Source organism: Corallococcus sp. AS-1-6, from assembly GCF_020037015.1.
Classification (GTDB): domain Bacteria; phylum Myxococcota; class Myxococcia; order Myxococcales; family Myxococcaceae; genus Corallococcus.
Map to the genome: position 1 here is coordinate 320,116 of NZ_JAIQDE010000005.1, position 22,649 is coordinate 342,764.

The 22,649-nt window shown below is 71.0% G+C and carries 21 protein-coding genes and 1 pseudogene; 9 read left to right on the forward strand and 13 right to left on the reverse strand.

Annotated features, from left to right (window positions below; all coding sequences use genetic code 11):
• Positions 1–13: 13 nt before the first annotated feature.
• A complete protein-coding gene (locus tag K8612_RS09830; protein WP_223741954.1) occupies positions 14–916 on the reverse strand; it encodes a tyrosine recombinase XerC in 903 nt (300 codons plus the stop codon).
• A gap of 77 nt (positions 917–993) precedes the next feature.
• Between K8612_RS09830 and K8612_RS09835 the strand changes: the two genes are divergently transcribed.
• The 9 genes from K8612_RS09835 (at position 994) to K8612_RS09870 (ending at position 11,229) form a co-directional block, all read left to right on the forward strand.
• A complete protein-coding gene (locus K8612_RS09835) occupies positions 994–1,785 on the forward strand; it encodes an endonuclease/exonuclease/phosphatase family protein (RefSeq protein ID WP_223762094.1) in 792 nt (263 codons plus the stop codon).
• Positions 1,786–1,881: 96 nt separating this feature from the next.
• On the forward strand, positions 1,882–2,898 hold the full coding sequence (locus K8612_RS09840) for an acetylserotonin O-methyltransferase (RefSeq protein ID WP_223762095.1): 1,017 nt from the start codon (positions 1,882–1,884) through the stop codon (positions 2,896–2,898).
• Positions 2,899–2,964: 66 nt separating this feature from the next.
• Positions 2,965–4,602 (forward strand): LVIVD repeat-containing protein, encoded by a 1,638-nt coding sequence (locus K8612_RS09845; protein WP_223762096.1) that lies wholly within the window; start codon positions 2,965–2,967, stop codon positions 4,600–4,602.
• Positions 4,603–4,661: 59 nt separating this feature from the next.
• Entirely contained in the window at positions 4,662–4,793 is a 132-nt protein-coding gene (locus K8612_RS38845) for a hypothetical protein (protein WP_255671480.1), read from the forward strand.
• A 25-nt stretch (positions 4,794–4,818) separates the two neighbouring features.
• Entirely contained in the window at positions 4,819–6,984 is a 2,166-nt protein-coding gene (locus tag K8612_RS39515; RefSeq protein WP_223762097.1) for an MYXO-CTERM sorting domain-containing protein, read from the forward strand.
• A 44-nt stretch (positions 6,985–7,028) separates the two neighbouring features.
• Positions 7,029–8,339, forward strand: a complete 1,311-nt coding sequence (locus K8612_RS09855) for a DUF1444 family protein (protein WP_223762098.1) — start codon at positions 7,029–7,031, stop codon at positions 8,337–8,339.
• 24 nt (positions 8,340–8,363) lie between these two features.
• Entirely contained in the window at positions 8,364–9,311 is a 948-nt protein-coding gene (locus tag K8612_RS09860) for a hypothetical protein (RefSeq protein ID WP_223762099.1), read from the forward strand.
• A 47-nt stretch (positions 9,312–9,358) separates the two neighbouring features.
• A complete protein-coding gene (locus K8612_RS09865) occupies positions 9,359–10,186 on the forward strand; it encodes a crotonase/enoyl-CoA hydratase family protein (RefSeq protein WP_223741948.1) in 828 nt (275 codons plus the stop codon).
• Positions 10,187–10,203: 17 nt separating this feature from the next.
• Positions 10,204–11,229 carry an acetylserotonin O-methyltransferase gene (locus K8612_RS09870; protein ID WP_223762100.1) on the forward strand — a complete coding sequence of 342 codons (1,026 nt, stop codon included), beginning with the start codon at positions 10,204–10,206 and terminating at the stop codon, positions 11,227–11,229.
• 50 nt (positions 11,230–11,279) lie between these two features.
• Here the strand turns inward: K8612_RS09870 and K8612_RS09875 are convergent, their stop codons facing one another.
• The 12 genes and pseudogenes from K8612_RS09875 to K8612_RS09930 form a co-directional block, all read right to left on the reverse strand.
• Complete coding sequence (locus tag K8612_RS09875) at positions 11,280–11,795, reverse strand: OmpA family protein (RefSeq protein WP_223741946.1); 516 nt, start codon at positions 11,793–11,795, stop codon at positions 11,280–11,282.
• A gap of 106 nt (positions 11,796–11,901) precedes the next feature.
• On the reverse strand, positions 11,902–12,231 hold the full coding sequence (locus K8612_RS09880; protein ID WP_223762101.1) for a helix-turn-helix transcriptional regulator: 330 nt from the start codon (positions 12,229–12,231) through the stop codon (positions 11,902–11,904).
• Positions 12,231–12,665: pseudogene (locus K8612_RS09885) on the reverse strand (SRPBCC domain-containing protein); the annotation flags it as partial. The pseudogene K8612_RS09885 and the gene K8612_RS09880, both read right to left, overlap by 1 nt.
• 30 nt (positions 12,666–12,695) lie before the next feature.
• Positions 12,696–13,274, reverse strand: a complete 579-nt coding sequence (locus K8612_RS09890; protein ID WP_223762102.1) for a fimbrial protein — start codon at positions 13,272–13,274, stop codon at positions 12,696–12,698.
• Positions 13,271–13,867, reverse strand: a complete 597-nt coding sequence (locus K8612_RS09895; RefSeq protein WP_223762103.1) for a hypothetical protein — start codon at positions 13,865–13,867, stop codon at positions 13,271–13,273. Before K8612_RS09895 ends, K8612_RS09890 begins: the two co-directional genes overlap by 4 nt.
• A 155-nt stretch (positions 13,868–14,022) precedes the next feature.
• Positions 14,023–15,234: a proprotein convertase P-domain-containing protein gene (locus K8612_RS09900; protein WP_223762104.1), complete on the reverse strand. Its 1,212-nt coding sequence runs from the start codon at positions 15,232–15,234 to the stop codon at positions 14,023–14,025.
• A 42-nt stretch (positions 15,235–15,276) separates the two neighbouring features.
• Positions 15,277–16,776, reverse strand: a complete 1,500-nt coding sequence (locus K8612_RS09905; RefSeq protein WP_223762105.1) for a methyl-accepting chemotaxis protein — start codon at positions 16,774–16,776, stop codon at positions 15,277–15,279.
• Positions 16,776–17,456 carry a RedB protein gene (locus K8612_RS09910; protein WP_223762106.1) on the reverse strand — a complete coding sequence of 227 codons (681 nt, stop codon included), beginning with the start codon at positions 17,454–17,456 and terminating at the stop codon, positions 16,776–16,778. Before K8612_RS09910 ends, K8612_RS09905 begins: the two co-directional genes overlap by 1 nt.
• 171 nt (positions 17,457–17,627) lie before the next feature.
• Complete coding sequence (locus tag K8612_RS09915; RefSeq protein WP_223762107.1) at positions 17,628–18,731, reverse strand: class I SAM-dependent methyltransferase; 1,104 nt, start codon at positions 18,729–18,731, stop codon at positions 17,628–17,630.
• Positions 18,732–18,821: 90 nt separating this feature from the next.
• Complete coding sequence (locus tag K8612_RS09920; RefSeq protein ID WP_223762108.1) at positions 18,822–20,735, reverse strand: glycosyltransferase; 1,914 nt, start codon at positions 20,733–20,735, stop codon at positions 18,822–18,824.
• The gene (locus K8612_RS09925; RefSeq protein ID WP_223741937.1) at positions 20,732–21,463 is read right to left on the reverse strand and encodes a PIG-L family deacetylase; all 732 of its coding nucleotides are present in this window, start codon (positions 21,461–21,463) and stop codon (positions 20,732–20,734) included. Before K8612_RS09925 ends, K8612_RS09920 begins: the two co-directional genes overlap by 4 nt.
• A complete protein-coding gene (locus tag K8612_RS09930) occupies positions 21,456–22,364 on the reverse strand; it encodes a hypothetical protein (protein WP_223762109.1) in 909 nt (302 codons plus the stop codon). Before K8612_RS09930 ends, K8612_RS09925 begins: the two co-directional genes overlap by 8 nt.
• Positions 22,365–22,649 lie beyond the last annotated feature (285 nt).

A 22,649-nucleotide genomic window follows, 5' to 3' on the forward strand; every position in this document is an offset into this window, starting at 1 on the left:
AACCCCTTGCCGCTCACGCCCGCGGGTGGGCGGCGTCATAGACCTCCTGCAACTGTTCGAAAGTCACGTGGGTGTACTTCTGCGTGGTGGACAGGCTGGCGTGGCCCAGCAGCTCCTGGATGCTGCGGATGTCCGCGCCGCCGCCCAGCAGGTGCGTGGCGAACGAGTGGCGCATCGCGTGGGGGCTCACCTTGCGCGCCAGGGCCAGCTTCAGCACGTACGCGTCCAGGTGCCGGGCGATGCTGCGGGCCGTCAGCCGGCCGCCCTTGAAGTTGAGGAAGAGCGCGTCCGGGTCCTGCCCCTCGCGCACCTCGGCCAGCAGCTCGCCGCGCCTCGCGAGGTACGCCTCCAGCGCGCGGATGGCCTTCACGTTGAGCGGCACCAGCCGCTCCTTGCTGCCCTTGCCCATCACCCGGACGATGCGGCTGCCGCGGTCCACGCCCAGCAGGTCCAGGCCGCACAGCTCGCTGATGCGCAGGCCGCCGCCGTACAGCATCTCCAGGATGGCCTTGTCGCGAAGCCCCAGCACCGTCTTCACGTCCGGCATGTCGAGGATGGCGAACACCTCCTCCACCGGCAGCACCTTGGGCAGCGACTTGGGCAGCTTGGGGCTCTTCACCAGCTTCGCGGGGCTGGCGGACAGGAGCTTCTGCCGCACCAGATACTTGTAGAAGGACTTGATGCTCGCCAGCCGCCGCGCGCGGCTCGTGGGCGCGTGGTCCACCGCGAGCGTGCCCAGGTAGCCCCGGATGGCCGCGTGCGTGCCCGCGAGCAGCGACAGCTTCATCCGCTCCACCAGGTAGCGCTCATAGTCCTTCAGGTCGATGAGGTAGTTGCGCACCGTGTGCGGCGACGCGCCCTTCTCACCTTCGAGGTGGACCTTGAACTGCTCCAGCAGCGGGGACAGGGTGGACATGGTCGGCGAAGCCTAGGGGGCTCCCCGAGCCTCGCAAGATTCACGTCCGCGCGCGAGCGTCCGCCGCGCGTGACAGCATGGACGGCATGACGGTGGACCTGCGAATCGCCTCCTACAACATCCTGGCGGATGCCTACGTCAAGCCCGAGTGGTTCCCGCACACGCCCGCGGACCTGCTCCGGCCGCGAAGCCGCCACGCACTGCGGGTCCGCCGCATCGTGGACCTGGACGCGGACATCGTCTGCCTCCAGGAGGTGGAACCCGACAGCTTCGCCGCGCTCCAGGAAGGGCTGAAGCCACACGGATACACGGGGGTGATGGCCCAGAAGGGGCAAGGCCGCCCGGATGGCTGCGCCGTGTTCCACCGCCTGGGCCTGGGTCCGGGGCACCGGGCCCACCATTTCCAGGACCGGCTGGAGGACGGACGCATCTCCGGGCACCTGGCGCTGGTCGTGGACTTCGACGTCGGCGGAGCGCGGCTGCGCGTGGCATGCACGCACCTGCGCTGGGACCGGCCCGACCGGCCGGTGGAGCAACACCAGGGCATGCGGCAGGCCACCGAGCTGATCGACGAGCTCGTCCGGAAGGATCCAGAGGCCCTGTGGATCGTGTGCGGCGACTTCAACGCCCAACCCGGAGAGCCGTTGGTCCAGGCGTTCGAAGCGGCCGGGCTGCGGGATGCCTACGCGGGGCGGCATCAGCCGACCTGCAACGCGAACGGCCTGCCCAAGACCATCGACTTCCTCTTCCACCCAGCCGCGCTGCGAGCCTCGCCCGACCCCTTGCCAGCGCTGGACGAGCGCACGCCCCTGCCCTCGGAGCAGGAGCCCTCCGACCACCTGCCCATCTCGGTACGGCTGCGGCGCTGAGGTGCCACGACGGATGGACGGTCGGCGAGGTCATCCACCGGTCACACTCCCGGTCAAATCCAGACATCCTTCGGGTAGGCTCGCGGCATGAAAATCATGCCCAGCGAGAGTCCGTCTCCCACGCAGCAACTGTTCGCGGCAATCAATGGCCATTGGGTCACCCAGGTCATCGGCACGGTGGCCCGGCTGGGGATCGCGGATCTGCTCGTGGGAGGCCCCCGCGACAGTGATTCGCTGGCGGCGGAGCTTGGCGTCCACCCGGGCGCCTTGTTCCGGCTGATGCGAGGCGGGCTCACCGCCGGCCTCTTCGCGTCCCCCTCCGAGCGGACCTTCGTCCTGACACCGATGGGCGAGGGGCTGCGCACGGACGTCCCGGGCTCGCTGCGGGCGGTGGCCATCATGCAGAGCGACAAGTCCCACTGGTTGCCCTGGGGGCTCCTCACCGAGGCGGTCCGCACCGGAAGTGCCCCCGTGCGGGCCGCACTGGGCTCCGACATCTGGGAGCACTTCGCCCGGAATCCCGACGAGAGGGAGCACTTCGCCCAGGCCATGGGCAACCTCTCCGGCCTGGTGGCCAGCGAGCTGACGCACCACATCGACTTCGCCCCCTTCGCACGGGTGGCGGACATTGGAGGCAGCCACGGCGACCTGCTCGCACAGGTGCTGCGCGCCCATCCCTCCTGCCGGGGCATCCTCTTCGACCTGCCCCAGGTCGCCGAGGCAGCGAAGACAGTGCTGGAGTCCCGGGGACTGGCCAGCCGGGTGGAGGTGGTGGCCGGGAGCTTCTTCGAGCCCGGCATTCCCGCGGCCGAAGCCTATCTGCTCAAACACATCCTCCATGACTGGGAGGATGACGCCTCCCTCACCCTCCTGCGCCGGATCCATGATGCGGCTCCCTCCGGGACACGGCTCTTCGTGCTGGAGATGGTGATTCCGGACAACCGCAATCCAGACCCCACCCACCTGATGGACCTCAACATGCTGGTGCTCGCCGACGGCCGCGAGCGCACCCGGGATGAATTCCAGGCGCTGTTCGACGCGACCTCCTGGAAGGTGGAGCGCATCATCCCCACCCGGAGCGGGACCAGCATCATCGAGACAGTAAAGGCCTGAGCATTTGAACCAGAAAGACAGGGTGTGAATCCCTCTCACCCGGCGCAACGCTATACACTCCCAGGCATGGCCCTCGAGTCCCCTGCCCTTCGTGCAGTCATCCTCGGTTGTGCCCTGCTGTCGTCTTCCTGCTCGGACACGTCCAAACCTCCGCCCCCGCCTCCTCCCGAAGACCCCTGGGACGGGACCTATACCCCCCGGGTCGACCCATCGGACTGGGTCGACCGGGGCGAGTACGCGCCCTGCTCTTTCACACCGCCTCCGGGGACCGTCGCCGACTGTGACGACCCGTCCCTCTTCGACCTGTCGAAGTGTGACACCGCCTCGCTCGCCGCCCTGGAGCCGCATGGCATCTACCAGGTGGACATGCGCCACGCGTCGGGCCTCGCGGACTTCGCCGGCATCCGGATCCCCGCGGATGGCGGCACCGCGACCATGAACTACCTCCCGACGATGCGGAGCGCTCCGGTCGCGCGGCAGCAGCTCCAGGGAGGCTTCCGCTTCTCCGCGCGGTACACCTTCCGGGACACCGTCCGGAACCTCGTCTTCGCGGGCTGCGGCGTCACCGGGCCCGGGCTGGTGACGGGGTGCTTCGCCCGCTGCACCGATGGCAAGGTCGCCACCTCGGGCACCTTCGAAGCCGCGCGGATGACCTGGGCGCGGGGCGAGTCCGAATCCTCGGGAGGGCTGCGGCTCCTCTCCGAGACCCATGTCCAGACGGTGCGCCCGGTGGATGTGTATGTCCACCGGGGCCACGCCTACGTCGTCTCCATCGACGACCCGCTCACCCAGGCCCCGGGAGGGCTCGCGGTCGTTGACGTCCGCGACCCGAGCCATCCCGTCATCACGAAGCGGCTCACCCTCCCGGAAGACTCGTACTGGAACGCGGCCTGGGCCAAGGACGACGCGCTCTACATCGCCAGCAAGAGCTCGGGCGTCATCGTCTTCGATATCAGCGACCCCTCGGCCCCGGTCTTCGTGCGCAGCGTGCCCGGTCGAGGCCCCATCGATGTCCACACGATGTTCGTGGAGGGCAACCGGCTGTATGCCGTGTCCCCGGGTCCCGCCCCCACCGGCGAGACGCTTGTCTTCGACATCTCCACGCCGCTTCAGCCCGTCCTGCTCAATCGCTTCACCGCCGCCGACACGGAGTCCGCGTTTCCCTCGGCGCATGACTCCTTCGCCTATCAGGACCGGCTCTACGTCAACCACTTCAGCGCGGGCTACGTCGTCTACGACGTGAAGGACCCGATGAGCCCACGGGAGCTGGGCCACTACACCTTCGAGACCGACAACAGCTATTCGACGAGCCACGCGAGCGCGGTGGGCACCTTCGCGGGGAAGACCGTCGCGTTCGAGGGAGGCGAGTACCAGGGCGCCCACCTGCGCGTGCTGGACGTCACGGACCCCACGAACATCCAGCTCATGGGGCGCTACAAGCTGCGGCCGCAGACCTCCATCCACAACATGATCCTCAAGGACCAGCGGCTCTACATCGCCTACTACCAGGAGGGGCTGCGCGTGCTGGATGTCTCCGTCCCCCCTCGGCCGCGCGAAATCGCCTGGTTCAACACCTTCCGTGAGTCCGACCTGAACCGGGGTGATGACCTGCTCGAAGGCGCCATTGGCATCCGCGTTCCCGGAGACGGCCACGTGTACGTCGTGGACACCTCCCGGGGCCTGCTCATCTTCAACGAGCCCTGAGCTGGCACGAGGGGATTCGAATTGGGGAGGATGCCGGCCTCTTCAGGGGGAAGGTGTCGATGCGAGCCGTCGTGGTGATGGGGTTGTGGGCGTCAGTGGTGGGAGCAACGGAGCTGTCCAACGAGTTCTCGCTGGAGTCGCCCCGGTACGGGCGGCTGCTGACCAGCGTCCGCCCCCATCCCCGCCATTGACGGTGAGTGGGAGGACGAACCGCAGGTGGCCTCCTCCGGAGGGGTGAGCCTGGTGGTGTGGCAGCGCGGCACCCGCAGCGTCTACGACCACGACATCCTCGCGGCCCGCATCCGCGACGACGGCACCGTGCTGGACGCCACTCCGCGGGTGGTCGTCTCAAGGGCAGGCAATCAGAGCAGCCCCACCCTCGCGGGCGGGCCCGATGGCTTCCTCGTGGCCTGGCAGGATGGCCGCCACCAGGTGGGCGAGACCCTCGAGTGGGACATCTACGCCACGCGGGTCGCGCTCTCCGGCGAAGTGCTGGACGCCGCGGGCCTCCCGGTGAGCGTCCTCGCCTCGAGCTACCAGACGTATCCCCGGGCCCTCTTCGATGGGACGAACTACCAGGTGCTGTGGGGCGACGGCCGGAACTCCTCCTACGGCGACTTCTACGGGGGACGGGTGAGCGTCGCGGGTGAACCGCTGGACGGCACCGGCGTGCGCATCACGCCGCCCAGCAGCGACTACAAGCAGGGCCCGGCCCTCGCCTTCGACGGGACGCAGACGTGGGTCGTCTGGCGCGCCGCGACCGGCTCCTACGACGAGCGCTTCTATGGAGTGCGCTTCGGCAAGGACGGCGTGGTGAAGGACACCGCGCGGGTGCCCCTCTTCACCCACTCGGGGCAGAAGACGCTGTCTGACCTTATCTTCGACGGCACGCGGCTGCGCGCGGTGTGGGCCGAGTACGTCGGCGCGTACGGCCTCAAGTCCGGGCGCTTCGAGACGAACGGCACCCCGGTGGATGGAGAGGGCCGCTTCCTCGCCTGGGGCGCCAACGTCCAGGACATCCCGAGCGTGGCCTCATCGGGAGGCACCGGGCTCATGGCGTGGCGGGACCAGGTGGGCGAGGAGGCCGCGAGGACCGCCAGCATCCGGATCCAGCCGCTGAACGCCGACGGCCAGCCCACGGGCAACGTCCGGGTCCTCTCCTCCTCGACCTACGTGGTCAGACCGGCGGTGGGCGACGGCGACGGTATCTACCTGGTGGCCTGGGGTGAGGGGAGCTCCAGCCATGACATCAAGGCCCAGCGGGTGCGGCCGGACGGAACGCTCATCGACGCGCAGCCCCTCACGCTCGCCACGTCCACCGTTTCCGGCCCCGCCTCCATCGCCAGCGCGGGAGACTCCTTCTTCGTCGTCTGGGAGGCGGCGGGCAGCCGCATCACCGGGGTGATGGTTCGCGAGGACGGCTCGGTGTCCAGCCCCATCCCGCTTCCCAGGCCTGCCTCCAGTTCCCAGACACAAAGCCAGCCGAAGGTGGCCTTCAATGGCACGCACTTCCTGGTCGTGTGGACGAACTACAACGGCGATTACGACATCCATGCCGCCCGGGTCAGCCCCACCGGGCAACTGGTGGATGCGACACCGCGGATCATCTCCGCCGCGGCGTCCTACCAGTACGAGCCGAACGTCGCCGCGCATGGCGACTTCCTGGTCACCTGGTCGGACTACCGCAAGGGAGGGGGCTGGCCGGAGCTCCGCGCCGCGCGCGTGGCGAGCGACGGCACGCTGAAGGACCCGGACGGAAAGGTCGTTGTCCCCAACGGTTCGATGAAGCGCTACGCGCAGCCGATGTTCGACGGCTCTGGCTTCACCCTCCTCTGGCAGCAGGGGTCGGATGCATTCATGGGTCCCAAGCTGGCGCGCGTGTCGCTGGACGGGACGGTGTTGACGCCCGCGCCGCTGGACGTCTGGCGCGCGGAGGACAACGCGAACCCGGCGGGCATGGCCCTGCTCGCGCCCCACAAGGCGGTCATCGTCTACCAGCGCTTCGATTCGGGCCCCGGCCTCTACATGAACCGCGTGCACGGGCGGGTGCTGAGCATCACGCCGGAAGAAGACAAGCCGGACGCCGGCAGCGGTGACGCGGGCCTGGACAGCGGCGTGGATGCAGGCACCGACGGTGGGGGGGGCGTCACGGATGGTGGCAGCGACGCGGGCACGGACGGCGGTGTGGATGCAGGCATGGACGGCGGCACGCGGCCGGATGCGGGCGCGACGGTCGATGCGGGGACGACCGTCGACGCGGGTACGGACACCCCGGAGGCGCCCGAGGACTCCGGCTGCGGATGTTCGTCCGCGGGCGCGCCTTTCTGGGGCTTCCTGCCCCTGGCCCTGCTGCTGCGCCGCCGCCGCGCTCGGGCGTCGTAGGAAGGTTGCACAGCGTGGCCCGGCAGGTGTCTGCTGCCGGGCCCATGTCACGCAACACGCAGTGGAAGGTGGCGGGCTTCGGTGTGTCGGCCCTGGTGCTCGTCGCCGCGTTGGTCTTCGCCAACGGAACACCCAAGGTCCATGAACCGCTGTCCCTGGAGGCGAGCGACCGGGAGGATTACGCCCAGTTGGCGCTGGGGGCCCTCCGCGCCGCGGACCCCACGGGCGAATGGAAGTACGACCCGGAGCAGTTCCTCATCCAGCGCTTCGCCCCGGACGGCGGCCTGGGGATGACCCTCAACCTCGCGAACTTCTACCGCGAGTACCAGGACGCCCCGCCCGAGCGGCGCGGCGAGGCGCTCGCGAGGTTGGGACGGACGGGCGTCCTCCCGGAGGCCCCGGCCACGTACGCGCAGGCGCGCTCCCAACTGATGCTCGTGGTGCGCGCCCGCGACACCTTCGAGGCGTTCTCCCAGCAGGCCGGTGGGTCCGCGCCGGTGTCCTGGCGGCCGGTGGGCGAGGTGCTGGCGGAGGCGCTCGTCCAGGACACCCCGGACGCCATGCGCTACGTCCCCACGGAGGAGCTGGCGCGCTGGGGCATCACCTACGAGCAGGCCCGCGCGGACGCGATGGCCAACCTGCGGCGCATGGAGGCCGCGCCGCTCAGGAACCTGACCCTGGGCGCCTGCGCGCTCTTCACGAACGACAGCTACGGTGCCTCACGGCTGCTGCTGGACGACGTGGTGCGCGGCTGCGAGGTGAAGGGCGATCCGGTGGTGGTCGTCCCCAACCGGGACACGGTGCTGATCACGGGCGCCGACGACGCCACGGGCCTGCTCACGCTGGCGGAAGCCGCGCTGGAGGGCGTCCAGGCGCCACGCCCCGTGGACGGGCACGCGCTGCGCCTCACCACCGACGGATGGAAGCCCTTCCTCCCCAGCCGGGAGAGCCCGTCGCGGAGCATCCTGGAGAACCTCGCGTTCGCCAGCCGGGTGCGCGGCTACCAGGAGCAGACCGAGCGGCTCCGGAAGCAGGAGGAGCCAGGCGACGTCTTCGTCGCCAGCCTGCTCCCGCAGAAGGACGCCCGAGGGCGCTACTTCGGTCAGACCGTCTGGTCCAATGAAGGCGAGTCGCTGCTCCCGCGAGCGGATGTCATCCTTTTCGTGGACGCGGCGCTGGGCCCGGACGCGCCCCCGGTGGCCTCGGTCCGGTGGGACCTGGTGGTGCGCGACGCGGGGACGCTGCTGATGCCCGAGCTGGGCGTGTACCCGGAGCGCTACCGCGTGACGGGCTTTCCCTCCAAGGAGCAGCTCCAGCGCTGGAAGGCGGATCCGACGGCCATGGACGTGCCCTGACGCCAGGGCTGCCCCGCGGGCGGTATGCTCACGCGGCCCCCAACCTGGAGATGGCCCCTGGCGCTCGTTCCCCTCTACAAGCCGCAGGACCTGGTGAAGAAGGCCTCGAAGCAGGCCGTCTTCCCGGCCCTCAGGGTGGCGCCACCGCCGTCCCAGCAACGGTCCCTGGTCGGGTTGAAGCGGCTGATGCACGCGCGAAACCTGGACCCGCACGGGCTGGAGGCCACGGTCTACGACACGCAGGGCTGTGTGCTCAGCGGAGCGCTGCACGAGGCCGTTGACCTGTCGGAGAACACGAACCCCATCACCGAACCGGGCACCGGCATCCTCTTCAACGGGGACCACAACCTGCTGTCGCTGGAGGTGGGCGGCCCGGTGGTGGCGCAGTCCTTCGACCTCTATTACCTGCACTGGGGCTTCGACAGCACCCACTGCGTGCGGCTGGGCTCGCACGCGAACTACTTCGTCACCGCCGCGCTCCAGGGGTGCTCCATCTTCGTCACTGGAGATCCGGCCTCGCCGACGGTGTACCACCTGAACGCGAACTCGGCGGGAGCGAACGCGCCCAACGACGCGGCGAGGTACCAGGCGAAGGTCCAGGTCATGGAGGCCCGCTTCAACGCCGCCCGGAAGGTCATGGGCGGCAGCCAGCAGTCGTCCGCCTCCGCGTCGATGCATGACTACATGCCCGGCATGCTGAGCGCGGCGGGCACCGCGCAGCTCGAATATGAACGCGGCGTGAGCGGCGCCTCCTGGTACCACGTGGGCACCCATGCCTTCCGGTCGTTCTGGAAGGTGGACCAGGACGAGCTGATCCAGTTCGGCACCGTGTTCGGGGTGCGGGAGTCGGGGCGCTGGTCCTTCTACTTCCAGAAGCGCAGCCGTCACGACTACCGCTACAAGACCTGGACATTCGACCGCGCCCGCCGTGCCGAATGGAGCGCGGAGTGCCACCGGTTCTGGCCCGCCTGAGCGGCATCTGCTCAAGTGCCATCCGCTCACGTCCTGGGAGGGACTGGATGGACAGCACCTACAAGTCATTGCGCATCGAGAAGGCCGACGGCATCGCCGAGCTGGTGCTCACCGGCCCGGGCAAGGGCAACGCCATGGGCCCCGACTTCTGGCGGGAGATGCCCGAGGCGCTCCGCGCGCTGGACGCCGACGACGACGTGCGCGTGCTGCTGGTGCGCGGTGAGGGCCAGAACTTCACCTACGGCCTGGACCTGATGGGGATGATGGAGTCCCTGGGGCCGCTGCTGACCGGCGAGAGCAACCTGGCATTGGAGCGCAGCCGGCTGCTCAAGCTGATTGGGGAGATGCAGCAGGCCACGGAAGGGATGGCCCGGTGCAGGAAGCCCGTCATCGCCGCGGTGCATGGCTGGTGCATTGGCGGAGGGATGGACCTCATCGCCGCGTGTGACTTCCGGTACTGCTCGCAGGAGGCGAAGTTCTCCCTGCGCGAGGTGAAGGTCGGCATCGTCGCGGACCTGGGCGCGCTCCAGCGGTTGCCGCGCATCATTGGCGAGGGGAACACGCGGGAGCTGGCCTACACCGGCGGTGACGTGGACGCGGCGCGCGCGCTGCGCATGGGCCTGGTCAACGAGGTCTTCCCCTCCCCCGAGGCCCTGCTCACGGAGGCGAGGGCGACGGCGAGGCGCATCGCGGACAACCCGCCGCTCGTGGTCCAGGGCGCCAAGCAGGTGATGGAGTACTGCGCGGACAAGTCCATCGCGGACGGGCTGCGCTACGTGGCGGTGTGGAACTCGGCGTTCCTCCAGTCGCTGGACCTGACGGAGGCCTTCTCCGCCTTCGCCGAGCGCCGCCCGCCCAAATTCCAGGGCCGCTGAGACGGTAGACTCGCGCCATGGAAAACGCGCATGGCGAGAGTCCTTCCCCTACGCAGCAGCTCCACCTGGCCATCACCAGCTACTGGCGCACCCAGGTCATTGGCACCGTGGCCCGTCTGGGAATCGCGGACCTGCTCGCGGATGGGGCCCGTGACAGTGATTCGCTCGCGAGCGAGCTGGGCGTCCACCCAGAGGCGTTGTTCCGGCTGATGCGCGCCGGCCTCGCCACGGGCCTCTTCGTGGCCTTCGCCGAGCGGACCTTCGCCCTGACCCCCATGGGCGAGGGCCTTTGCTCGAACACCCCTGGCTCCCTGCGGGAGCTGGCCATCATCCAGAGCAGCCCTTCGCATTGGCTGCCCTGGGGGCAGCTCACCGAGGCGATCCGCACCGGGAGCGCTCCCATCCAGGCCGCGCTGGGCTCCGACATCTGGGAGCACTTCGCCAAGAACCCCGACGAGGCGGAGCACTTCGCCCGGTCCATGGGGGACTGGTCCGAGATGGTGTCCAGCCAGGTGGCCCGGCACGTCGACTTCTCCGCCTTCGCCCGCGTGGCGGACATCGGGGGCAGCCACGGCGACCTGCTCGCGCAGGTGCTGCGCGCCCATCCCTCCTGCCGGGGCATCCTCTTCGAGCTGCCCCAGGTCGCCGAGAGCGCGAAGCCCGTCCTGGCGTCCCGGGGCCTCGCCAGCCGGGTGGAGGTGGTGACCGGGAACTTCTTCGAGCCCGGCATCCCCGCCGCCGACGCCTACCTGCTCAAGCACATCCTCCACGACTGGGAGGATGACGCCTGCACCACCCTCCTGCGCCGGCTCCACGAGGCGGCCCCCGCCGGGGCTCGGCTCTTCGTGGTGGAGATGGTCATCCCGGACAACCGGACGCCCGACATCACCCACCTGATGGACCTCAACATGCTGGTGGTCGCCAACGGACGCGAGCGCACCTACAACGAGTTCCAGGCGCTGCTCGGCGCGACCGCCTGGAAGGTCCACCGCCTCATCCCCACCCAGAGCGGGACGAGCATCATCGAGGCGGTGAAGGCCTGAGTGACGGGGCGGCGCCACCGGCGCCGCCCTTCGTCACGGCCCGCGAGGGATTACAGCCGGACCTGGAGCTCGTAGCGGCGGTTCTGCGCCTTCTTCGCCTCGGTGTTGTCCGGCTTCACCAGCATGCGCTCGGAGCCATAGCCCACGGCGGTGATTTCGTTGCGGGGGATGCCTCGCGCGATCAGCTCCTTGACGATGGCCTCCGCGCGCTGCTCGCTGAGCGCCTTGTTCTTCGCGGCGTCGCCCGTCGAGTCGGTGTGACCGGAGACCTCGAACTTGTAGCTCTTGACCCCCGCGGCGACGAGCTGCTTCTTCGCGTCCACGAGCGCGTTGGTGAGCTTCTTGAGCTTCGCGTCACAGCCGGGGGCCAGCTCGGCGGTGCCCGTCTTGAAGCTGCACTGGTTCTTGCGGCCCTCCTCCGTGAGCTTCGTGTTGACGCGCTTCTCCACGGTGGACTTGCCGGCGTCACCCGCGGCCTTCTTGATTGAATCGAAGGGGCTTTGCGCGGAGGCCACGCCCGGGACGGCCAGCAGCGATACGGCGATGCAGAGCGCCTTGAGCTTCATCCGTGAGACTCCTTGGGCTCCAGGGGGAAGGGAGCCGGAGCGAGAAGCTGCCGAGGGCGGCACGCCGCGTCCAGCGACACGGCGTGGGCCGCGGAGGTCGCCTGCCCTACTCGCCCCGCTTTTTCTTCCCCCGCGCGACTTCTGTAGCCAGGGCGTCCAGCTTCGGCGTCCAGAACGCCCGGAAGCGCTCCAACCAGGCGTCCACCTCCGCCAGCGGCGCGGCGTCCACGGCGTAGAGGCGCCGCGCGCCATCCACCCGCACCGTCGCGAAGCCGTTGTCCCGCAGGACCTTCAGGTGCTGCGAGACGGCGGACTGCGTGATGCCGAACTCACGTTGGATGACGTCCACGACCTCGCCCGAAGCGTGCTCGCCTTCCGCGAGCAGCTCCAGGATGCGGCGGCGGACCGGATCGCCGAGGACGTCGAAGGCGTGCATCAGCCCCCTGTATAGAACGCGGCCGTGCGCTCGGCCATCCCGCGAGCCACGTCCGGCGCCTCACCGCCCGCCACATGGGCGTCGGCCCAGGCCTGGGCGCTGGCGCGCATGAAGGCCTTCGCTTCATCCGAGGCGACCCAGGACGCAGCGGCCTCCGCGGCCACGTCCCTGCCCGTCTCCAGGTACTGGCCCAGCCCCAGGAAGCCCAGGTCCCAGCCCACGCCCGTGGCGCCAGGACCGAACTGGCTCCAGAACTGCTCCACGTCCGCCGAGTGCACGATGTGCTCGAGCGTCAGCCGCGTGCCCTTCCCTTCCGGCGACAGGCGGACCGTCACCCAGCTCATGCCGCCGTTCATCTCCCAGGTCAGGTCGAACGCCGAGGGCTTGTCGCAGCGGGTGATGGTGCCCCCCGCGTTCCCCTTGAGCTGATACCGGCCGCCCTTCCGCTACGCCCCCCCGGGGCGTCAGTCCCTCGTGTCGTCCACGAGCTGCACGGGGACACCGGGCCCGGCTGCCTCTCCGTCCACGTCCTGGAGGTCCAGCGCTCCGGTGGAGAGGACCCAGACATCCAGCGTCGCGTCCTCGTCCGTGTTCCCCACGCACGCCAGGGTGATGGCGCAGGCGGGGCACGTGCCGGAGACGCCGAGCCGGGCCTTCAACGACGGAGGAAGCGCCTCCACGTCGAAGGGGCGCAGGTAGGTGAACTGGAAGGTATCCGCGCCGATGGCCACCGCTCCCTCTGGAGCTTCGCTTCGCTCCCGGTCGCGGAGCTCCATCGGTCCCCGGCCCGCGAAGTACGCGTAGCGGTTGCCCCGCTCGGGCGCGAAGCCCACCCTCGCGAAGACGGGCTCGTAGGTCTTCGTGTCCTGGAAGTGGCGGCGCTGGAGCCTGTACCAGGCCCGCAGGTTCGACCTGCACTCGGCCGCGCGGGCGCGCTGACCGAAGCGCACGAAGTGGCGGACCGTGTTGACGGCCACCACGCCCAGGCACGAACAGGCCAGCACGCCGAGGACGAGGAAGACCCCCTTCCGGCGGGAGCTCATGGCGCGCGCACTTCACCGCCCAGCGCCATCGCCGTGCCGACGAAGGCCGTGACGCTCCGGTAGCCCTCGGGCGTCGGCTGGAGCGCGGCGGTGCTTCCGGTCCCCAGTTGGGTGATGCCGCGAGGCAGGAAGCGCCCCAGGTTCCACGTCCGGCCCCGGAAGACGAAGTCCTCGCTGGAGCACAGCACTGCGGAGAAGAGGTTGCTGGAGAGCGGCCCCACCGCCGTCCCGACCACCGTGGAGAGGCGCTGGAGCGTCGCGATGGGCTGGCCCACCGCGAAGCTCTCCGGCGCGGAGAAGTCTCCGCAAGGCTCCGGGTTGAAATACAGCGTGAAGCGGCCCACCGGATCCAACGCCACGGTGAGGTCGCCGTTGGTCAGGTGCTGGGGCGTGAAGGGCTCGGCGCGGAAGGTGAAGAAGGCCGTGGCCTCCCCCGGCGGCCCGTTGAAGAGCGGCCCCTCCACGCCTCCCAGGTGCGCGAAGTAGCCCACGTCCTGCACCGTGCCATCGAGCGCCTCGTAGAAGCGTCCAATGGCATACCAGACGACCCCCGCGACGAGCGGCGGCCCCATGTTCCCTGTCACTGGATGCATGTCTTCACTCCTCGCCCGCGAAGGTGGAGCCCCCCCGTTCGATGACGTCGCGGCCGGTCTCGTCCGTCGCGTCGCCTGGATTCCCCGATAGAACGCCCGCGAGCACGGGGCTCGCGGGCGTCAACGCATCCTTCGAGGGGCTCGAAGGACGCGCGTCAGTCCCAGCGGCTGGTGAGCTTCAGCTTCCACTCGCGCAGCGTGCCGTTGCCCACGCCCGACGGGTTGACGATGTGCAGCTTCCACAGGCCGTTGACGGAGCCGTCACGCGGGATGCCGCGCGTCACCGGGATGCGCTTGGGCGGCGTGCCCTCGTTGGGGCCGTCCCACAGGAGCGCCGTCTCACCGCCCGGATCCTCCAGCGTCAGCACCAGCTTGGACGGGTTGTTGTGCGCCAGGTCCAGCTCCACCGTGATGTCCTCCGGCACCGTCGCCAGACCCACCACCGGCTGCGTCGCCGTCTGCGGCGTCGTGTTCCCCTGCAGCGTCAGGTCCGCGTACGCCGTGAACTCGCCGGACATCCACGCCGGCCGGCACCAGCCCTCCGTCGCGCCCGAGTCCAGGCCGTGGCACGCCAGCCCCTCCTCACACGGCACGAAGCGCGAGCACGACGCGCCGTCGCCCGGGATGCTCACCGTCGTCACACAGCGGCCGTAGGCGCTGGAGCCGTCATACGGCTTGCCCTCGCAGTGGAGGTTCGGCCCGCACGTCCCGGCGCCCGTGCACGGGTCGCCCTCCTCGCCCTGCAGGGTGGCCGTCTTGAGGTTCTGCAGCGCCGTCGCGTCCACGGACGGCAGCCGGCCCAGCTTGAGGATGTCGTAGAACGGCCGCGCCGCCACCATGGCGTTCGCCGCCGCAGCGGGCACGTTGTACGTGGACTGCAGCGCCGCCAGCGGCTGCGTGTTCACCACCGCCAGCACCCGGCGGGCCTCCGCCACGTTGAAGGACACGCCCTGGAACGTGCCCACCCAGCCGTCCACCGGCAGCTCCACCCGGCCCGTGCCCCGGGCGTACGTCTCCAGCGCCGTCAGCGCCGCGGGCCCCACGTAGGGCAGCGCGTCCACCTGCTCGATGGAGACGAAGCGCTTGTCGTCCGCCGTGTGCGGGATGCCGTCCGGCCCGAAGCGGTAGTTGATGATGCTCTGCGCCGCCTGCGAGTTGAGCGGCACCTGCGTGTCCAGGACGTTGAAGCTCAGCGAGTACTCGTTGAGGAACAGCACCACCCCGATGCCCGCGGGCGTGCCCGTGGCCAGCTCCTGCGCCTGCACCGCCAGCGCTTCGGCCGGGGTGTCCGACACCGCGGCGGCGCCGCAGCTCAGGAGGAGGGGAACCGAGGAAAACGACAGAAAACGACGGAGTCTGGAGTTCATGGCGTCCATGTACTCCAAGACGGGCCGCGTGTCGGTGACCGTTCAGGTCCTCTCTTGATACAGCGCGATGACGCCGTGGACCTGGTCGGTGACCTGCTGGAGGCGGTCCGCCGCCGCGTGGGTGGCCTCCACGCGGGCCACCGAGGCCTGCATCACCGCGTTCAGGTCCGACACGGCGTTGAAGATCTGCGACACGCCCGCCGACTGCTGGCTCACCGACGCCGAGATCTGGCGGACGGAGTCCGCGTTGCCCTTCACCAGCCCGGACAGCATGCCCAGCCGTTCGCCGGAGGCGCGGATGGTCTCGATGCCCCGGCCCATGCGCTCGCCGCCCTGGTGGGTGAGATCCACCACCCCCTGGATTCGGGAGCGCGTGTCCTCCAGCACCGCGCGCACCTGCTGCGTGGCCGTCACGGACTGGGACGCCAGGCCCCGCATCTCCCGCGCCACCACCGCGAAGCCCCGGCCCACCTCCCCGGCCCTCGCCGCCTCGATGGCCGCGTTGATGGCGAGCACGTTGGACTGGTCCGCCAGGTCCTGCACCGTCCGGGTGATGCCGGCGATGCGCTCGGTGTACGTCGCGAGCCCCTGGACGCGCTCGGAGAGGTCCGCCGTCTGCGCGCGCAGGTCCGCCAGCCCCTCCACGCTCCGGCCGATGGCCTCCTCCACCGCCGCGCCCACGTCCCCGGCCTCCCGCGTGGCCTCCAGCACCCGCTCGGCCTGCGCCGACGCCACGAGCGAGGTCTGGCGGATCTCCTCCGCCGTCACCCGCGTCTCCTCCAGCGCGCGGGCCTGCCGCGTCAGCTCCTGGCGCTGCTCGCGGGTGGACTCCGTCAGCGTCCGCACGGAGTCGCGCAGCGCGTCCGCGGAGCCCATCAGCGGACGGACGACCTGCTCCTCCACCGCGCTCCGCGACAGCTCCAACTGCGCCTCGCGCCGCGCGGCCTCCTTCAGGTCGCGCTGGCCCTGCACGCAGGAGGCGATGAGGAAGATGTCCTCGAACACCACCCACGCGGTGTGCTCCATCCACCGCCAGGACTCGCGGGCGTGCATGCCGAAGATGGACTCCGGCCAGAGCATGCCGCGCAGGAAGTGGTCCGCCGCCACCACGCCGCTGAAGGTGAGCAGCACCTTCCAGTCCCGGTAGATGGCAATCAGCGCCAGCGAGCCGAAGATGTGGAAGTGCGTCTCGATGCGGCCGCCCATCAGGTGGATGAGCAGCCCGGACATCAGCGCCTGCCCCACCGCGATGACGTGCCGCGTGGACTCACGGCCGGGCCGCGTGAGCGCGAGCACCACCGGCAGACTCCCCAGCACCAGGCCCAGCCCCACCGCGGCCAGCACGTGGGAGTGGGTCGTGCTCTCCAGGCCCTCCCAGGCCCGGGGCGACAGGTACACCGCCGCGGCGACGCCGCCCAGCCACTGCAACACCATCAGGACCACGAAGGTCCGGTCGGTCCGCCGGCCCAATGACAGACACTGCGCGGCGAACAACTGGTTCGCGCGCTCGGACACGGCGGCTTCGGACAACTGGATTCTCATCACGTGTCATCACCGGCGGAGGCGGGGGGTGTCTCCAGGGCACAGCCAAAAACAGGCGCGGGGGCGGCGCTGGAGACCTGCGAATCCAGGAGCGCCCGGAGGGCCCTGCCCCCCGCGCTGTCGCCTTCGTGGCCTCGCGCGGGGGTGATGCCCCCGCTGAAGCGCTCCACGCCGTCCGGCGAGAAGAGGACCAGTTGTCCCGAGGTGCGCGCGCCCAGCTCGCGCGCCGCCTGCCCGTCCACGTCCGCCACCACCTCCACCCCAGGCAGGGCCCCGGCGCGCGTCCACAGCTCCGAGCGCTCGAAGCCCGGCGGGGCCTCACGCGGCGCCCAGACGAACACGCGCGTGGAGAGCCGCGCGCCGTGCCGGTCCAGGAGCTTCGCCAGCTCCGCCAGCGTCGCGCGGGAGCACGGGCACTGGGGGTGGAGGAAGACGAGCAGCGTCCACGTGCCCGGCGCCCGCGCGAACCGCTCCGGCAGCCGGACAGGGGGCGTGGCCGCGAGCCCCGCCGCGTTCGCGTGAGACCACACGAGCCCCAACCCCAGCACGCTCGCCACGAGCCAGCCGCCCACCAACCACGGCAGCGCCCGGCGCCGGAGCGCGCCGTGTTTCAGACCCGCCTCAGGGGACGCCCGGGCCGGGGCATCCGCTGAGTCATGCGAAACAACCGGGGAGGCCATGCACGGTCATGCTGAAGAGTTCCCGTGCCAATGGCAACGCATATTCAAGCAGGCAAGGCTATACAAACCTGATACCTGGAATGACGACAAACCCAGGTGTCGTCCCCTTCCGGGAGAGAAGCGCCCCCGCCCATCGGGCGAGCCGGGGCTCCCCACCCTGAATTCTTGTTATCACCGTTTCCAGAGCCGGATTTCGGTGCCCGCGCGGCGCACGAGCAGCGGGCTCGAGGCGCCGTCCACGGGCTCGACGCGGCCCGGGAGTGTCGCGGACCGGACGCACCTCCAGCCGCGCGCGGCGAGCGCGGCGTGCACCTGGGCGCCGAAGCCTCCGCCGTAGGACGTGAGCAGGTGGGACGCGCGCAGGCGGTCCAGCAGGCTCCGGCTGGCGTCCTCGGACAGGTAGTAGAGCACCTCCGCCAGCAGCACCAGGTCCGCGTCCAGCGCCACGTCCTCCGCGCGGGCCTCCACGATGCGCACGCGCGCGTGGCGCCCCAGCCGCTCGCGCAGGCGCGCGACGAAGCGGGGCTCCGACTCCACGGCCTGGAGGGTCGCGTCCGGGAAGAGCGCCAGCAGGTGCTCCGTCATCATCCCCTCGCAGGCGCCCACGTCCACCACGCGCCGGGGCGGTCCCTCCTGGCGCAGCGCCCCGAGCACCTTCGCGGTGAGGGCGAAGCGCTCGCCTTCGTACGTGGAATGGGCGAAGCCCCAGGGGTCCACGAGCTCCGCGAAGACCTCCGGCTTCGTGAGGGACAGGGCGCGAACCACGTCCCCGGCCCGCACCCGGGTGAAGGCCTCGATGCCGGGCCCGTCCCGCACGGGGTCCGTGCACGCGCCGGAGGAGGCGCCGTCCGGGCGCTCCCGGTAGAGGGAGTTGAGCAGCGCCAGCTTGCGCTGCCAGGCCGCGTCGTCCAGCACCGTGCAGGCCGTGGGCCTGGCGCCCGTGGCGGGCACCCACAGCCGCTCGAAGACGCGGCTGACGAGCAGCGCCACCTCGCGGTGCAGCGGGGCGTCCTCCTGCGGGCTGTGCGTGTAGACGCGCGTGTCGCCTCGGATGCGCTGCTCGCGGCACCACGGCCCCACCTCCGACGGGGACAGCAACAGGTGCGTGCTCCTCGCGCCCAGGGCCCGGCCCACGGCCTCCAGCTCCCGGCCGGCGCTCCCGTCCTCCGTCACCACCGCGAGGTCCGCTCCCGGCGCCACCGTGCTGAACAGCCGGACCGCGTCCTCCGGGTGGGCCACGACGATGAGCGCCGGGGCCTGCTCGTTCTCAGCCATGTTCCGCGCTCCACTCTGAAAGGGATGGGTCCTGGGCGCCGCGCACTCCAGAAGCACGGCCCCGGCTTCACGTGACGGCGAGCGTGGGGCTCAGCCATGGGCCGCGCTCCAGTCGGACGCTTCCTCCGCCGCCTCCTTGGGGAAGCGCAGCAGCGGCAGCAGTTGCTCGCGGATGAGCAGCTCCCAGCGCAGTCGCTCCGACAGCGCCCAGCCGGTCGCGAGCAGGAGGCGGCCTTCGTGCGCGTCGCGCGGCAGGCGGCGCACCACCTCCTCCGCCACGCGCTCCGCGGTGCGCAGCTCCTCTTCCCGCAGCACGCTGGCGGGCAGCGCCTTCCAGCCCTCCACCGAGTCCGCCAGAGCCGCGGCCCGGGCATCCGCCACCGGATCCGACACCACGAGGTTCGGATGCGCGGCCTCCGACAGCCCCTGCCGCTCGCACACGGCCTTCAGGGCGCGCCGGGCGCCGCTGACGCCGGAGATGACGCAGATGGCGCCGCAGCCCAGGGCCTCCAACTGCGCCAGGCCATAGGACTCATACAGCGACTGCCCCAGGGACACGTCCGTGGCGCGGTGCAGGTCGTCGCGCGTGAAGTCCAGGCCCTCGGGCCACGTGGGCTGGTTCACCAGCGCGATGTGCAGGCCCGTGTCCTTCGCGTTGAACGCGTCCACCCGCGCCTTCAGGCCGCGCAGGTTGTCGGACGGCTCGGCCTCGTTCCACTCCGTCACCATCACCAGCAGCGCGGGCTTGCGCTCCGGTGGCAGCCGCGGGGCCAGGTGCTCGCACACGTCCACGTCGCGCCAGAGCCCCTTGCAGACCTCGTCCCGCGCGATGTGCGTGAGCAGCAGGCGGAAGTCCCTGCCCCACGCCTTGCGCGCGTGGGCCAGCACCTTCGCCCGCGAGGCCTCCTTCGCGTCCCAGCCCGTGTCGACGGGCCGGTGCCCGTGCGGCACCACCGTCACCGGCTGGAGCGCGTAGCGCGCGTCCAGGAACCGCAGCTCGTCCGCCACGGACGCGCTCACCGCGCCCACGCGGTCGCACAGGTGGCCGTTGCGCAGGATTTGAAAGTTGGGCCAGGTGCCCACGGGGTACACCTGGTCCAGCGTCCGCCCCTGCTCCAGCCCCAGGCGCTGGATGTTGTAGAAGCGCGCGTCGGACGCGCCCTGCCCTCCCTCTCCGTACTCCACGAGCACCCGGGGCGTGCGCACCTCGCCCGCGTAGTACACGGTGCGGCACCAGCGCCGCCCGTCGAGCAGCGCCTTGTACGCGAGCGGCAGCGACAGGTGCTCCTGCGCCAGGATGACCGTCCCCGCTCCGTCCTTGGGGCGCAGCCGCTCCAGCGCGTCGAAGACGGGCTCCGCGAGCACGATGGCCAGCATCGCGTCATGGTCCAGCGCGGGCGCGTCCATGAGGCCGTGACGGACCGCCTTGCGGAACAGCCGGTTGACCCAGGGCGCCGCGCCCAGCCGCGTGCCGAAGCGCTGGCGCCACACCCGCGACAGCCCCCGCCACGCCGCCGGACGCGGCCCCCGGCAGTCGAACGGCAGGTCCACGCCGAGCAGCGTGTGCAGCCGCGCCAGGAACCCCGGCAGCGTGCCCATCCGCACCCGGTAGCCCCGGAGCACGTCCGTGAGGTCCACGAGCAGCACCTCCACCGGGCCGCCCGGAGCGTCGCGCCGCCCGTAGATGAACGACACGTCGTGCCGTGCCTCCACCGGCTGGAAGACGCGCGCCCACCGCTCCGGGTTGTCCCGGCGCAGGCCGCTGTAGAACACCTCGCCGTGCGCCTCCAGGTCGCGCGCCAGCGACTCCTCCGGCGCGTAGCTCCCCAGGCCGCACGGCCGCACCGTGGGGCTCACCAGCAGCGTGCGCGGGAAGGCCCGCCGGTACTCGGGCTCGGACAGCAGGTGCTCCAGCACCACGCCCATCCCGCCCACCGTGCGCGTGGCCTCATAGGACAGGTGCACCAGCAGGTCCCCCTCCGCCCACGGCTCGCGCGCGCTCATGGCGCCACCGTCCAGACGCGCTCGGCCATCCCCCGGCCCGCGCCCAGCCGCCGCGCGTGCGCCTCCACCGCGGGCAGCGTCCGGGGCTCGAGCTGGCTGGCGTAGAAGGACAGCCCGCGCAGCTTCGCGGGCCACAGCCCCGTCACGTCCAGGCACCGGGGGGACAGCCCGAGCGCCCACGCGTAGTCGACGATCTCATCCTCCGGGTGGTGCGCGGAGTACGGCAGGTCCTCGTAGTAGACGACGTTGTGCCCGCCGCGCAGGGCGCGCACCGCGTCGCGCACCATCAGGTGGTCCACGTGGCTGGAGATGCCCAGCGGCACGTAGCAGACCGCGTCCCGGGACACGCTCGCCAGCACCTCGCCCAGCGCCAGCAGCACGCGCGAGGCCAGCGCCGCCCGCGCCTCCTCCGGCTCCGAGGGGCCGCCCGGTGGCGTGCGCAGGCTGGTGTCGCGGAAGCCCAGGTGCACCAGGTCCAGCCCGTGCGCCCGCGCGAACCTCCGGTCCTCGCCCATCCGCAGCGACGTCACCGCCATGGCCCGCGACGGGTCCACCGGCAGCACGAACTCCCAGCAGCTCTGGGAGAAGACCGTGACGAGCGTGGGCACGATGCCCCGGGGCACGCCGAGCAGGCTCGCGTACGCCCCCAGCGCCACGTCGTCCGGGTGCGGGGAGAAGAAGACGTGCTCCGGCCCCTCGTCCCTTGCGTCGCGCGAGCGCTCAGCCACGGGGGCCTCCCGCGAGCGGCGGCGCGGGCCACGCGTCCAGCGGCAGGTCGTGCAGGTCGCCCTCGGGCGTCACGAAGCCCAGGATGACCACGCGCTCGCCGTCGTTGTGCACCGTGTGCCGGAACGCCCGCACCGGCGCGTCCAGCCCGCGCGTCAGCCCTTCGGAGAAGCGGCCGGAGGTGACGAGCCAGTGCCCCGCGTCGTTGGGCATGAGGCGCGGCGTGTTCCCGTCCAGCCACACCAGCCCCGGCCGGGACTCCCCCAGGTTGAAGGTGAAGAAGCTCTTGTCCGCGTGCGGCTCCGACGCGTGCGCCACCACCTCCCGCCTGCGCCGCGCGGTGCTGGGCGCGTGGTACTTCACGAACCGCACCGCCCCTTCCGTGCGGCGGCGGAACAGCCGCGTGAGCCCCCCGGGGCGCAGGCCGTAGCCCAGCTCCAGCGCCTCCAGGAGCACGACGCCCACGGCGTGGCAGGCGTCATACGCGTCCTCCGAGGCCTCCAGGAGCTCCCGCACCGGCTCCGGCACCACGCGGCGGCGGAACACCGTCCACGTCGCGGGCTTGGCCATGAAGGCCTCGATGGGCTGCCGCACCACCGGCGACTCCGGGTACCAGGTGGCGTTGTAGCCCGTCTCGAACACCGTGGCCGCGGGCAGCAGCGCGTGCAGGTACGGGTGCGCCAGCAGCGCGTGCTGGAAGGTCGCCTCGTAGCGCTCGTAGCTCCCCGCCAGGGCGTGGCGCTCCAGCAGGGCCGTGGGGCGCTCCAGGTAGAAGAAGCCGCGCTCGGACAGGTGCGTGATGAGCCTCCGCGCGAAGGACTCCCGCTGGCGCGGCGTGCCGGACACGAAGTCCTCCAGCTTGAGCGGCCGGATGTCCGCGAAGCGCTGGGGCTGACGGCGCACGAGCCCGTCCCGCGCGGAGGTGAAGGGTCTGGGTGGCGGGGACGGGGCCGGTGTCCGTGGCGCGGTGGCGGGCATGGGATGTCGGGTCGTCATGGGTGGGAGTCGGGCTGGAACGTGTCGCAGGCTACGGGTGCCGTCTGACATGCGTGGATCCCCCCGGACCCGGACCCGGGTGCAATGCCTCTCAAACCCAGCCACCTCCCAGGTCGCCCGGCACACACGCACCGTCACGCCCGCGCGCGGGGACACACGCCTTGGGACGGAGGCCATCCGTCCACCTGGAGA